The following is a 13,265-nucleotide window of genomic DNA, read 5'->3' as shown; positions in this document are numbered from 1 at the left end:
GCCTGCCCGGCGCGGTGGCTCGCACCGAGCCACCCGGTCGCCGGAGCGGCGGTCAGCCCGCCGGGGCGTAGCCGGGGCTGCGGTAGGACGTGCCCGCCAGCCCTTCGGGGACGAAGGACCCGCCGTCGGGGGCCCCCGACCGGACGTCGTCCCACGACCCGGTGCCGTCGTCGCGGGGCCACAGGAACGCCCCGCGGTCGTCGGTGTCGTACTGCGGCGACACGTGGACGTCCTCCACGGAGATGGGCCAGGAGCTCTCGTCGCGCCACAGCAGGTAGCCGCTGCCCTCGACCCCGGTGATGTCGATGTCGCGCAGGTCGAACAGCTCCGGCTCGGGCTGCTCGCCGAACTGCTGCGGCAGCAGGAAGAAGCCCTGGTAGCTCGTCGAGCCGGTGAGGCCGTCGACCAGCAGCTGCCGGGGGCCGGCCCACGTCTGGATCAGGTCGGCGTGGTGGCCCTCCCGCGTGCCCTGGACCGTCTCCACGTGGATGTTCTGCAGCTGGACGACGGCGCCCTCGCGCTGGTCCAGGTTGAACCCCTCGCCCAGACCCTCGCCGGTGATCGCGAGACCCTCGATGTGCACGGTGCCGGTCTGGTTCTTGAGGTAGACCGCCCGCACGTCGTTGCCGTCCCTGGCCCCGGAGTCGGGGATGCTGATCTCGCCGCCGATCATGACCACGTTGCGGCCGCCGACCACGGTGACGCCACCCGCGACCTCGAGCGGCTCGTCGGGCAGCACCAGCTCGTAGTCCCGCTCGGGGTCGAGCTCGAGGTTGCGGTTGTCCTCGGTGACGAGGACCCGCTCGGGGTCGACCAGCTCGGGCGGGGCCCAGGTCAGCTCATCGCCTGCGGCCTCGGGCGCCGGGTCCGCGGCGTCCTCGTCCTCGGCGACGGGCGGGTCGACCGCAGGCTCCTCGGCGACCGGTTCGTCCACGGCGGGCTCGTCGGCGGCGGGTTCCGCGGGGGTGCTGCGCTGCGACGACACCACCGCGCCGCCCACCAGGACGAGCGCGAACAACCCGGACGCGACGCCCAGGACCCAGCCCGCCCCGCGGCTGCCGGGTGCAGCCTGCTCGACCTCGTCGGTCCCGTCGGGGTTGCGTTCCTCGGTCATGGTCATGGGTGCACCACCTCTCGCGGGTCGTCGGCCTGGTCCGGGCTGCCGGGCTGGTTCGGGTCGCCGGGAAGGTCAGTACGCGCCACGGGCTCGCAGCACGGCACCGACGGTACGCGTGAGGATGGACAGGTCGAAGCCGAGCGACCAGTTCTCCACGTACCGGACGTCGAGGCGGCGGGTCTCGGCCCAGGGCAGGTCGGAGCGGCCGTGGATCTGCCAGAGCCCCGTCAGGCCGGGCTTGACCAGCAGCCGACGACGCTCCACGTCGTCGTACTGGTCGACCTCGACGGGCAGCGCGGGACGAGGGCCGACGAACGACATGTCGCCGTTGAGGATGTTGAACAGCTGGGGCAGCTCGTCCAGGGACGTGCGCCGCAGCAGCGACCCGACCCGCGTGACCCGGGGGTCGGCCTTGAGCTTGAACAGCGGGCCGGCGCCCTCGTTGGTGTCGAGCAGGGCCTGCTTGGTCGTCTCGGCGTCCACCCGCATGGTGCGGAACTTGACCATCGTGAACAGCTCGCCGTCGAGGCCGACCCGCTCCTGGGTGAAGAACGCCGGGCCGCGGCTGGTGAGCCGCACGGCCGCGGCGACCACGGCGAAGAACGGCAGCAGCACGAGCACGGCGATGCCGCTGACGGTGCGGTCGGCGGCGGCCTTGACCAGGCGCCGCGACCCGCTGAGCTCGGGGTGGCCGATGCGGATGATGGGCAGGCCGCACACGGTGGGGACCGTCACCCGGGGGCCGATGGCCTCGACCAGCGGGGGCGCGATGGCCAGCTCGCGGCCGTCGGCCTCGAGCTCGCGCTGGGTGTGGCGCAGGTCCTGCAGGTCGGTGACGGACGTGCCCTGGCAGAACATGACGACGTCGGCCGCGGCGTCGCGGGCCCGGACGACGACGTCGGTGCGGCCGCCGTCGCGGTGCAGGCCGCGGGGCGTGCCGTCGTCGGGGTCCAGGACGACCTGGTCGACCACGTGCCAGCCGTGGTAGCCGTTGCGGTGGATCCGGGTCGTGACGGCCGCGACGTCCGCGGCCGGGCCGACCGCGAGCACGCGCAGCCGGACGGCGCCCCGCCGGTTGGCGGCCTGGGCGCGCGAGCGGACGACGGCTCGGGTCGCCACGGTCCCCAGCAGGCTCGCGCCGAGCGCCACGACGGCGGCCGCAGCCAGGTAGGAGGGCGCGAACACCCAGCCCCCGCCGAGCACGAACAGCCCGGCCAGGGCGGCGCCGACGCCCACCCGCTGGACCTCCTCGTTGCCGCTCCACAGGATGCGCTCCTCGTAGGCCCGGGCCACGACGAGGCAGACCACCCAGAGGGCGCCGAACAACGGGGCGAGCAGCAGCTCGACCCAGGAGATCGTCCCCTGCGTGACGAGGCGCAGCAGCACCGCGGTCGCCATGGCGACCGCCACCCCGGCGTCGAGCGCCGCCACGGACAGGCTCCGGAACCGGGGGGCCGGGTGCGCGGCGCTCGGGCGGTCGGGAGCCGTCGCCGGCGCCTCGGCCGGAGCCGCTTGCGGCGCGGACGGCCGCTCGAGGACCTCGGGGGCGCGTCCGGTGTCCCGGCGGGACTCGTGGTCCAGGGTGGCCAGCGCCTCACGGACCGACAGGTGCACCTGGTGGTCGCGCTCCCGCAGGTCGATGACGTGGTCGGTACCGCGCGAGGGGCGGTGGCGGCGCGACGGGCGCAGCATGGTTCGTTCGGACAAGGCGTGCCTCCGGCGGCTGACTGGGAGTGGAACGGCATCTCCGTTGAGCCGCGCGGACGGTGGGGGATGGTCGTCGTGCTGGCGTACTCGCTTCTGAAAGAAGGTAACCGGGGAGTCCCCCACCCTGATCCCGGTTAGACAACATCGGGACAACTACTTCATAGCGTCCACCTGTCGTCACCCACGGTAGGCACCCTGACGCCCGTTTCCTGGCGGTCCACGCCTTGTGGCCCGGTTCGTCCGGCCTGACTCGTCCTAGTACGCGCCTCGACCGCGCAGGACCGCCTCCACCGTTCGCAGCATGATCGACAGGTCGAAACCCAGCGACCAGTTCTCGACGTAGCGCACGTCCAGGCGCCGGGACTCCGTCCAGGACAGGTCGCTGCGGCCGTGGACCTGCCACAGCCCCGTGAGGCCGGGCGTGACCAGCAGCCGGCGGCGGATGAACGGGTCGTAGGAGCTGGCCTCGTCGGGCAGGCTGGGTCGCGGTCCCACGAACGACATCTCGCCCCGCACGATGTTGACGAGCTGGGGCAGCTCGTCCAGGGACGTGCGGCGCAGGAACCGGCCGACCCGGGTCACCCGGGGGTCCTCGCGCAGCTTGAACAGCAGCCCGGAGCCTTCGTTGACCTGCTTCAGGGCCGCCTTGCGCGCCTCGGCGTCGACGTACATGGTCCGGAACTTGACCATGGTGAACGGGGCCCCGTCGCGCCCCACCCGGACCTGGCGGAACAGGGACGGGCCCTTGCTGTCCAGGCGGACCGCGACCGCGACGCCCAGCAGCAACGGTCCGAGCAGCAGCAGGACGGCCGCCGACACCGACCGGTCCGCCACGGCCTTGATGGCCCGGCGCGGGCCGGTCAGCTCGGGCAGGCCGAGCCTGACCACCGGCAGGCCGCAGACCGAGCTGATGCTGACCCGGGGTCCGATCGCCTCGACCAGCGGCGGGGCGATGGCGAGCTCCCGGCCCTCGACCTCGAGCTGCTGCTGCACCTGGCGCAGGTCCTCGATGTCGCTGACGCTGGTGCCGGGGCAGAGCAGCACCACGTCGGCGCCGGCCCGGGAGGCGGCCGACACGACGTCGGCCGGGCCGCCCAGGCGGACCGGGCCGTCCACACGGGGTCCCCCGTCGGGCGTGCACGCCGCGACGACCTTCCAGCCGTGGTAGCGGTTGCGGTCGATGCGGGCGCTGACGATGCGGACGTCCTCGGCCGGACCGACCGCGAGCACCCGGACCCGCACCATGCCGGCCCGGTGCCGTCGCTGCGAGGCGACCCGGACCAGCCAGCGCGCCACCAGCGTGGCCACGACCAGCACGCCGACCGCGACCAGCGACGGCAGCGCCAGGGGGCGCGGCAGCCACAGCCAGCCGAGCAGCAGCACCACGACGGCGAGCCCGCCGCCGGCGGCCACGACCCGGTGGCCCTCGGCGCTGCCCGACCACAGGAACCGCGGCTCGTAGGCCCGGGCGAGGCCGAGGGCCAGGACCCAGGCCGCCGCGACGAGGGGCACCAGCAGCAGCGTCGCCGGCGGCACGGCCGACAGCGGGACCGCCGTCACCGGGGCCGCGACGCCCACCCCGAGCAGGGCCACCAGCGCGGCGACCGACGCGTCCAGGCGCCGCAGCCCGCCCGGGGCCTCGTCCACCAGCGGCCGGCGGCCGGGCTCGGTCTCCCGGAGCGCCCGGGGGCGGGGCGGGGCCACCTCGCGGGCCACCGCCGCCTCACGGGTGAGCGGACCGGCACCGTCGCCGGCGCCCGCACCGTCGCGGTCGGCGTCAGGACCCACGAGACCGGGCTCGGTCCAGGCCCCGGGCTCCTGCGACGCGTCCGGCTGGTCGCGCGAGACGGAGCGCTCGGTCATCTGGTGGGGTCCTCACCGCTGTGTCGTGCCGGGTGGTCTCGGCCTCGGAGCCTTGGAGGATCCCGACTGTATGCGGCTCAGGAGCACCGTGACCGGCGGTTCGTACAACTCCACCCGACCGGGCGCGGGCCGGGCTCAGGCGCGGGTGTGGAAGCGCAGCTGAGCCGCCTCGAGGCCCTCGGTGATGACCGCCTCGACGGCGTCGGCGGCGTCGACCACGAGCAGCTCCACCTCGGGCTGCTCCCGCTTGGCGAAGCCGGTCAGCACGTAGTCGGCCGGGTCCTGCCGGCCGGGCGGACGGCCGATGCCGCAGCGCACCCGGACGTAGTCCTTGCTGCCCAGGCTCTGCGACACCGAGCGCAGGCCGTTGTGCCCGCCCTCGCCGCCGCCGCGCTTGAGCTTGAGCCGGCCCAGGTCGATGTCGAGCTCGTCGTGGACCACCACCACCTGCTCGACGTCGACGCCGAAGTACCGGGCCAGGCCGGCGACGGGCGCACCGGACACGTTCATGTACGTCGTCGGCTTGGCCAGCACGACGCGGGGGCCGGGGGCTCCCCCGGGGGCGGTGCCGAGCCGCGTCTCGCAGACCACGGCCTGGGCCCGGGAGGAGGACCTGAACCGCTCGGTGCCGGCCAGCTGGTCGACGACCACCTGGCCGATGTTGTGCCGGGTGCCGGCGTACCGGGGCCCGGGGTTGCCCAGGCCGACGACGAGCCAGGTTTGCTCGCTCATGCCGTCGGCCCGGGCCGTCCCCTGCGGTGCAGGGTCAGGACTCGGAGTCCTCGCGCTTGGCGTCCTCCTGGGCCGCCTCGTCCTCGACGGCGGCGGCCGCGGCGGCGGTCGCACCGGCCCCGACCTCGAGCTCGGCGGCCTCGAGCGCCGCCTCGAGGCGGGTCTCGGTGACGTTGACGACGATGGACTCGGGGTCGGTGACCAGCTCGACGCCGGCGGGCAGCTTGACGTCCTTGGCCAGCACGGAGTGGCCGGCCTCGAAGCCCTCGACGTCGATGTCGACGCTCTCGGGCAGGTTCATGGCGTCGGCCAGCACGGCGATGGTGTTGTGCTCGACGGTCACCACGGTGCCGCCGATCGGGTCGCCGTGGGTGACGACGGCCACGTCGACCTGGATCTTCTCGCCGCGGCGGACGGTGACGAAGTCGACGTGCTCGATGAAGCCCTTGATGGGGTCGCGCTGGACGAACTTGGCGAAGGCCAGGTGCTCGGTCCCTTCGACGTCCAGGGTCAGCACGGCGTTGCGGTGCTTGAGGGCCAGCATGGTCTCGTGGCCGGGCAGCGACAGGTGCAGCGGGTCCTCGCCGTGGCCGTAGACGACGGCGGGCACCCGGTCGGCACGACGCAGCCGGCGCGCGGCGCCCTTGCCGAACTCGTGGCGGGACTCGGCGGACAGGTGGATCTCGGCGGACGACACGGTGGGGGCTCCTCGGCTGGTGGGTCAGGTGTACGCGTGCGGCACGGGTCCGCGAGCCCACACCGGCGGGCGCGATCACCACGCGCCGCGTCGATGACGGACCAGCGGTCCCTCGCCGTGACAACTGCCCCAGACTACCCGAGGTCGGGACCGGGGCGCTGACGCCGGCGCGAGGGCCCGGACGACCGCGGCTATCCTCGGCCGCCGGGGACCGACCCGGGACCGTGCCGAGGAGGCCCTGCTTGACCAGCGACCACGCGAGGGGGACCACGTCGGGGCTGCCCACCGTGTCGGTGGTGGTCCCCACGTTCCGCCGGCGCGACGGGCTGGAGGCCGTGCTCGCCCCGCTGCTGGCCGACCCCGCCGCCACGCAGGTCGTCGTGGTGGTCGACGGCAGCGACGACGGGTCCTACGAGCTGCTGCAGGACCTGGCCCGGCGCCACGCCTCGCTCGTGCCGGTCCTCACCCCGAACCAGGGCCCGGCCGCGGCCCGCCAGCACGGGATCGACCTGGCCACCGGTGACGTGGTCCTCATGGTCGACGACGACGTGGTGGCCGCCCCGGGCCTGGTGACCGGGCACGCCCGGCACCACGCCGACGCGGACGACCTGGTGGTCCTGGGCTACATGCCGACCCGGCTGCCGCCGACGGGCACCCGCGGGGCCTTCGCGACGGTCCTCTACGCCGCCGAGTACGAGGCGAACTGCACGGTCGTCGAGCGGGACCCGGAGCAGGTCCTGATGCGGCTGTGGGGCGGCAACCTGTCGGTGCGCCGCGAGCAGCTGGCCCGCGTGCCGTTCGCCTCGCCGGAGTTCGTCGGGACCTACCACGAGGACAGCGACTTCGGGATCCGCTGCCGCAAGGCGGGCCTGCGCGGCCGGTTCGACCGGTCGCTGCGGTCCAGCCACGAGCACCACCGGTCGATGCCCGCATTCCGCCGCGACGCCCGCCGCCAGGGTGCCGGCCGGTACGAGCTGCACCAGCTGCACCCCGACGTGCTGCCGGCCTACGACCTGTCCAGCACCGCCCCCGGCGGGCCGGGCCTTCCGGCCGCCGCCGCCGTCGCCGTGCTGGAGCACCCACGGGTCCTGCCCGTCCTGCTCGCGGTGCTGGCGACCCTGACGACCGCGGCGTCCCGGCTGGGTCTGCGCGCGGTGGAGATGCCCGGCGCCCGCCTGGTCCGCCGCCTGGAGCTGCGCCGAGGCGTCCGCCAGGCCGCCGCCTGACCCGCCCGCCCCCGTTCCGACGCAACGGCACACTGTGGCGGTCTATGCGACGCGAGGTGCCGTCGCGTCGGTGGGGATCCGACGCGAGGTGCCGTCGCGTCGGTGGGGATCCGACGCGAGGTGCCGTTGCGTCGACTCAGGGACGGAGGCGACGGCGCAGGGACCGCGCGTCGTCCGCAGCGCGACGGACCAGCCGGACCGGCCACGGGGAGCTGTGCAGCGTGCCGGCGGGCCAGGTGCCGCGGCGGCGGAACCGGAGGCGACGCTCCCGCACCGACGCCCACACCTCGCGGGTGGTGAACGGCTCGGCCAGCAGGTAGGTGTCGGCGTCGGACTCGAACGGGAAGTCCCCCCAGGCCCGGACCTCGGCGGGCGTGGGCCGCTCCCAGAACTCCAGCACGGCGGCGTGCGTCGCGACCCGGCAGTCCAGGGCGGGGCCGAGCAGCGGGAGCAGTGGCCCGAGCACGGCCGCGTAGCGCTCGAGGCCGTCGCGCACCTGACCCAGCCCCCAGCCGGCCAGGTCGCCGACGACGGGGCCGTGCACGGCCTCCGCGGCGCCGTCGACCAGGCGGTAGCCCTCGACCCGGCCGTGCTCCGCGGCCGTGAACACCTCCATCGCGACCCACAGGTCCGTGGTCCGCGCCGTGCCGAGGCCCCGCCACTCGTCGTGCAGGTAGCCCCGCAGGTTGCGGCCGGGCGCATCGTGCACGGGCCCGTTGAGGGTGAGGTAGCACTCGACGGCGGGCAGCGACCCACCGACGCCTCGGACCAGGGTTGCCAGCAGGCGTCCGACGCTGCCCCGGCCGTCGGCGTCGACCAGCGCGTACGGGGTTCCGTCCTGCAGGCCGGACTGCGCGAGGTACCGGGCGGCCGCGTCGGCGTCCTCGCCTCCGGCGAGGGCCAGGACCTCGGGCGACACCATGACGTCCAGGAGCACCCCGAGCCGCTGGGGCCCCAGGTGCGTGTCCCAGGTCGGCTCGGGCAGACCGGCGGCGGCCAGCGCGGCGGACACGGTCCGCGGCTGCACCCCGAGCCAGGCCAGGCAGTTGTGCACGGTGACCTTCTCGTCACGACCCAGGACCGCGGCCAGCACGTCCCGCCCGCCCGGCCCGGCCACCGACTGCAGCAGCCACGCCCGGCGGCTGCCCTCGAGGTAGCGCAGGTCCAGGTCGAGCCCGGCGCCCGCGGCCAGGTGACGGGCCATCCGGAGCAGGATCTCGCCGTCGCGGGCCAGGAAGTAGACCCGTCGGGCCCCGGCGCGCTCGGCCTGGCGCAGGCACCACAGCACGTACCCGGCCAGCAGCGGTCCGGCTGCTCCGCACACCACGTCCGACCGGGCGGGGGGCAGACCGGGCTCCGCGGCGAGCAGCTCCAGGCGGGCGAGCCTCGAGGCGCCCGCCAGCAGCGCGGACATGCCGGCCGTGGCCGGGGCGTGCTCCTGCAGCAGCCGCTCGTAGCGGGTGGGGCGCACCGCCGCCCGGAGCCGGTCGACCCCGGGCGCTTCCTCGTGCCCGACGGGCAGGGGCGTGGTGGTCAGCCGTGCGACCTCGTCCTCGAGCGCGGTCCACGGCCGGACCAGCGCGGGGTCGGCGCCCAGCAGGTCCACGGTCTGCGCGGCCAGCTGCCCGGACGTGGCCCCGGCCCCGTGCCGTGACCGGGTCAGCCGGCGGGCCTGCTCCCGCGCCTCGACCAGCACCTCGGCGTCGACGGCGGCGAGCCCGGCGCGACGCAGCCGGTGCGCCAGGACGTACCCGACCGGCCGCTCGTCCAGCAGCACGTCCACGGTCGCTCCGGCGCCGTGGCCGGGCCCGGCGCCGCTCATGCGGCCTTCCGGTGGCGGCGGCGACGGACGGCGTCCAGGACGGACCCCGTGAGCTCTCGCCAGGTGGGCCGGGCCAGCAGCCAGGCCGCCGGCAGGAACACCCCGCCCCCGACCACCGCGACGGTCAGCAGCCACAGCAGGTCCTGCGGCTGGGCGAGCACGTGCACCAGCAGCACCGCCCCGGCGGCCAGACCGCCGGCCAGCAGGACCGCAGCCGTCTGCGCGTACGCCGGGGCCCTGACCCCCAGCAGCCGCGAGACCACGACGCAGCGCAGCAGGAAGACCGCCAGCCCCCACGCCGACACCCCGTAGGCGATCGCGAGCAGGCCGTCCCCGGCCAGCAGGAGGATGATCCCGATCTGCCCGACGACGGTGACGATCGTGACCCAGAGCTCGGTGCCGGCGTGACCGGTGCCCATCAGGATGCCGCGCTGCAGCCCGGACAGCCCCACGAACAGCGTCCCGGCCGACAGCACCGCAGCGATGGCCGCCGACGTCTCCCACCGGGACCCGAACACCAGCGGCACCAGGTCGGTGCTGGCCAGCGACATCGCCACCATCACCGGGGCCAGCACGATCGCCTGGGCCGACATGGTCCGCGCGAACGCGGTGTTCAGACGGTCACGGTCGTTCTGCAGCTGGGCGAACAGCGGGTACGCGACCGCCCCCATCGCCGACGCGCACAGCTCGACCACGACGTTGACCACTCGGGCCGCGATGGTCCAGAAGCCCAGCGAGACCGTGCCCAGGACGACCCCGATGACGAAGGACTCGCCCTGCTCCCGGAACGCGAACCCCAGCTGGGCGCCGACGGACTTGCTGCCGAACCCGATTGCGTCCTTGGCCTCGGTCCCCGAGAACTCGAGCCGGGGCCGGAAGTCGGTCGTGAGCCACAGCGCCACGGTCGAGACGACCAGGCGGACCAGCGTCTGGGCCACCAGCGCCCACACCCCCGCCCCCGCGAACGCGAGGGCGACGGCGGCGATCACCGACAGCCCGGTGGCGAGGACCTGGCGGATGGCCAGCTCCCGGAACCGCAGCTCGCGCTGCAGCAGGGCGGCCGGGACGCTGGACAGTCCCGCCAGGACCAGCGAGACGGACAGCACCTGCAGCACCGGGGTCAGCTCGGGGCTCCCGAGGGCCTCGGCCGCGGCCCCGGCCGTCACGGCCAGCAGCACGGCCAGCAGCACCCCGAGCGCCAGGGAGATCCAGAACGCGGTGCTGGTGGCGACCCCGTCCAGCCGCTTGTGCTGGATCAGCCAGGTGCTGAACCCGGCGTCGGTGAACACCGTGAGGACCGTGACGACGGCCATCGCCAGCGCCACCAGCCCGAACTCGACCGGGGTGAGCAGCCGCCCGAGGACGACGAAGGCGATGATGGTGCTGAACCGCACCAGCCACCGCTGGACCACCGACCAGAAGACCCCGTCGACCGCCTGCTCCCGCAGCGACGGTGCGGGCGGCGTCGTGCCGTCGGGGGCGTCGTCGCGGCTCAACCGCTGTGCGGCTCGAACAGGCTGGTCACGGACCCGTCGTCGAAGATCTCGCGGATGGCGCGGGCCAGCAGCGGCGCGATGGACAGCACGGTGAGCCGGTCGAAGTGCTTGTCCGGGGTGATCGGCAGGGTGTTGGTGACGACGACCTCGTCGATGGGCGAGTTGGTCAGCCGCTGCACCGCCGGGCCGGACAGGATCGCGTGGGTGGCCGCGACGATGATCGTGGCGGCGCCCTGCGCCTTGAGGGCCTCGGCGGCCTGGACGATGGTGCCGGCGGTGTCGATCATGTCGTCGATCAGCAGGCAGTGCCGGCCCTCGACGTGCTCGGAGCCGACGATCTCGTGCACCTGCACCTTGTTGGGCACGTTGGGGTCGCGGCGCTTGTGGACGATGGCCAGCGGCGCGCCCATCCGGTCGGACCAGACGTCGGCCACCCGGACCCGGCCCATGTCGGGGCTGACGATCGTCAGCTGCTGCTTGTCGACCCGGGTGCCGACGTAGTCGGCGAGCAGCGGCAGGGCCCACAGGTGGTCGACCGGGCCGTCGAAGAAGCCCTGGATCTGGGCCGCGTGCAGGTCGACGCTGATGATCCGGTCGGCGCCGGCGGTCTTGAACAGGTCCATCATCAGCCGGGAGCTGATGGGCTCGCGGCCGCGGTGCTTCTTGTCCTGCCGGGAGTAGCCGAAGAACGGCGCCACCACGGTGACCCGCTTGGCCGAGGCGCGCTTGAGCGCGTCGACCATGAGCAGGTGCTCCATGAGCCACTGGTTGATGGGGGCGGTGTGCGACTGCAGCACGAACACGTCGCAGCCGCGCACGCTCTCGGCGAAGCGGACGTAGATCTCGCCGTTGGCGAAGTCGTAGGCCGTCGTGCTGACGATGTCGGCCCCGAGGGACTCGGCGACCTCCTTGGCCAGGGCGGGGTGGGCACGCCCGCTGACCAGCACCAGGCGCTTCTCCGGCGTCGAGGTGATGGGGATCATCGCGTGGCTCCCTGGCTGTCGGTGGGGGTGGTGCCGTCGTGCGGGTCGGGGGCGCCGGCGCGGGCCGCGGCCTCGGCCGAGGGGGTCCCGGCGCGCTTGCTCGCCACCCAGCCCTCGGTGATGCGCTGCGGCGCGACCGACATGGCCAGCGCGCCGGGGGGCACGTCCTTGCGGAGCACGGCGCCGGCGGCGGTGTAGGCGCCGTCACCGACGACCAGCGGGGCGATGAGCATGTTGTCCGAGCCGATCCGGACGTGGTCGCCGATGACGCTGGCGCTCTTGGTCACCCCGTCGTAGTTGACGAACACGCAGGCCGCGCCGATGTTCGAGCCGACGCCGATCGTGGCGTCGCCCACGTAGGACAGGTGCGGCACCTTGGAGCCCGCGCCGATGGTGGCGTTCTTGGTCTCGACGAAGGTGCCGATCTTGCCGCGCTCGCCCAGGTCGGTGCCCGGTCGCAGGTAGGCGAACGGCCCGACGGTGGCGGCCGGGCCGACCACCGCGTCGCTGCCGTGGGTGCGCACCACCTGGGCGCCGGCGCCGACCCGGCAGCGGGTCAGGGTCGTGTCCGGGCCCACCACGGCCCCCGCGGCCACGACCGTGCCGTCGTGCAGCTGCGTGCCGGGCAGCAGCGTGACGTCCTGGGCCAGCTCGACGTCCACGTCGACCCAGGTGGTGGCCGGGTCGACGACGCCGACCCCGGCCCGCATGTGGGCCTCGAGCACGCGCGCGTTCAGCCGGGCGCCGGCGGCGGCCAGCTGCACCCGGTCGTTGACGCCGTCCACCTCGGTGGGGTCGTCGGCCGCGACGGCCACCACGCGCAGGCCGCGCTCGCGGGCGTGGGCGATCACGTCGGTCAGGTACTGCTCGCCCTGGGCGTTGGCCGCCCGCAGGTCCGGCAGCACCTGCCGGCACAGCGCCAGGTCCAGGGCGTAGACGCCGGTGTTGATCTCGCGCACGGCCCGCTGCGCCTCGTCGGCGTCCTTGTGCTCGACGATCCCGCTCACCTCGCCCGAGGCGTCGCGCAGCACCCGGCCGTAGCCGGTGGCGTCGTCCAGCACGGCGGTGAGCACGCTGACGGCGGCCCCCGGGTCGGCGGCCAGCAGGCCGGCCAGCGTCCGACGGGTGATCAGCGGCACGTCGCCGTAGGTCACCAGCACCCGCCCGTCGAGCTCCGGCAGGCCGGCGGCGGCGCGGGCCGCGTCGAGGGCCTGCAGGCCGCACCACAGGGCGCGACCGGTGCCGGGCACCTCGTCCTGGTCGGCGACGACGACCTCCGGCAGCACCTGGGCGGCGTGCTCGGCCACCTGGTCGCGGTCGTGCCGGACGACGACCACGGTCGCCCCGGCCGCCAGCGGGGCCGCGGCGGCCAGGGCGTGCCCCAGCAGGGACCGGCCACCGATCCGGTGCAGGACCTTCGGCGTGGCGGACCGCATCCGGGTGCCCTGGCCTGCGGCGAGGACGACGACCGCCTCGCAGGGAGCGTCGGTGGTGGCGTCGGGCACGGGGTGGCCTCCAGGGTGGTGCGCGGCGGCGAGGACGGTCCGGACTCTATCGGTCCCGACCGCCTGCCTCTCCCCCGCGACCGGGCTCCGCCCCCCCGATTCGAACGGGGACTGCAC

The 13,265-nt window shown here is 74.7% G+C and carries 10 protein-coding genes; 1 reads left to right on the top strand and 9 read right to left on the bottom strand.

Going from position 1 to position 13,265, the window contains the following annotated elements:
• Positions 1-52: 52 nt before the first annotated feature.
• The 5 genes from SJY06_RS06365 to SJY06_RS06345 form a co-directional block, all read right to left on the bottom strand.
• Entirely contained in the window at positions 53-1,120 is a 1,068-nt protein-coding gene (locus tag SJY06_RS06365) for a hypothetical protein (RefSeq protein WP_380165757.1), read from the bottom strand.
• Positions 1,121-1,189: 69 nt separating this feature from the next.
• Positions 1,190-2,824: a sugar transferase gene (locus SJY06_RS06360; RefSeq protein WP_380165755.1), complete on the bottom strand. Its 1,635-nt coding sequence runs from the start codon at positions 2,822-2,824 to the stop codon at positions 1,190-1,192.
• A 255-nt stretch (positions 2,825-3,079) separates the two neighbouring features.
• Positions 3,080-4,687 (bottom strand): sugar transferase, encoded by a 1,608-nt coding sequence (locus SJY06_RS06355; RefSeq protein WP_380165751.1) that lies wholly within the window; start codon positions 4,685-4,687, stop codon positions 3,080-3,082.
• A gap of 135 nt (positions 4,688-4,822) precedes the next feature.
• A complete protein-coding gene (pth, locus tag SJY06_RS06350; RefSeq protein WP_380165749.1) occupies positions 4,823-5,419 on the bottom strand; it encodes an aminoacyl-tRNA hydrolase in 597 nt (198 codons plus the stop codon).
• A 34-nt stretch (positions 5,420-5,453) separates the two neighbouring features.
• Positions 5,454-6,116, bottom strand: coding sequence for a 50S ribosomal protein L25/general stress protein Ctc (locus SJY06_RS06345; RefSeq protein ID WP_380165747.1), 663 nt, complete (start codon positions 6,114-6,116; stop codon positions 5,454-5,456).
• A 242-nt stretch (positions 6,117-6,358) separates the two neighbouring features.
• Here SJY06_RS06345 and SJY06_RS06340 point away from each other — a divergent pair, with 242 nt between their 5' ends.
• Positions 6,359-7,342, top strand: coding sequence for a glycosyltransferase (locus tag SJY06_RS06340; protein ID WP_380165745.1), 984 nt, complete (start codon positions 6,359-6,361; stop codon positions 7,340-7,342).
• 136 nt (positions 7,343-7,478) lie between these two features.
• On the opposite strand, the gene SJY06_RS06335 is transcribed toward SJY06_RS06340, so the two are convergent.
• Genes SJY06_RS06335 through glmU form a run of 4 tightly spaced genes read right to left on the bottom strand, consistent with a single transcriptional unit; the run spans position 7,479 to position 13,148 of the window.
• Positions 7,479-9,164: a hypothetical protein gene (locus SJY06_RS06335; RefSeq protein ID WP_380165743.1), complete on the bottom strand. Its 1,686-nt coding sequence runs from the start codon at positions 9,162-9,164 to the stop codon at positions 7,479-7,481.
• A complete protein-coding gene (locus SJY06_RS06330) occupies positions 9,161-10,660 on the bottom strand; it encodes a lipopolysaccharide biosynthesis protein (protein WP_380165741.1) in 1,500 nt (499 codons plus the stop codon). The genes SJY06_RS06335 and SJY06_RS06330 overlap by 4 nt, the downstream gene beginning before the upstream one ends.
• Positions 10,657-11,643, bottom strand: a complete 987-nt coding sequence (locus tag SJY06_RS06325) for a ribose-phosphate diphosphokinase (protein ID WP_380165739.1) — start codon at positions 11,641-11,643, stop codon at positions 10,657-10,659. The genes SJY06_RS06330 and SJY06_RS06325 overlap by 4 nt, the downstream gene beginning before the upstream one ends.
• Positions 11,640-13,148 carry a bifunctional UDP-N-acetylglucosamine diphosphorylase/glucosamine-1-phosphate N-acetyltransferase GlmU gene (gene glmU, locus SJY06_RS06320; protein ID WP_380165737.1) on the bottom strand — a complete coding sequence of 503 codons (1,509 nt, stop codon included), beginning with the start codon at positions 13,146-13,148 and terminating at the stop codon, positions 11,640-11,642. The genes SJY06_RS06325 and glmU overlap by 4 nt, the downstream gene beginning before the upstream one ends.
• Positions 13,149-13,265 lie beyond the last annotated feature (117 nt).

It is taken from the genome of Jannaschia sp. R86511 (assembly GCF_042466345.1).
Taxonomy (GTDB): domain Bacteria; phylum Actinomycetota; class Actinomycetes; order Actinomycetales; family JBBAYJ01; genus Aquipuribacter.
The sequence above is the reverse complement of the archived record's forward strand: the minus strand, read 5'-3'. Positions and strand labels throughout refer to the sequence as shown.

Bases quoted from the DNA above. Each gene is read 5' to 3' on its own strand.
- SJY06_RS06365 (WP_380165757.1), bottom strand. From the start codon at position 1,120: ATGACCATGACCGAGGAACGCAACCCCGACGGGACCGACGAGGTCGAG.
- SJY06_RS06355 (WP_380165751.1), bottom strand. From the start codon at position 4,687: ATGACCGAGCGCTCCGTCTCGCGCGACCAGCCGGACGCGTCGCAGGAG.
- pth (WP_380165749.1), bottom strand. From the start codon at position 5,419: ATGAGCGAGCAAACCTGGCTCGTCGTCGGCCTGGGCAACCCCGGGCCC.
- SJY06_RS06335 (WP_380165743.1), bottom strand. From the start codon at position 9,164: ATGAGCGGCGCCGGGCCCGGCCACGGCGCCGGAGCGACCGTGGACGTG.
- SJY06_RS06325 (WP_380165739.1), bottom strand. From the start codon at position 11,643: ATGATCCCCATCACCTCGACGCCGGAGAAGCGCCTGGTGCTGGTCAGC.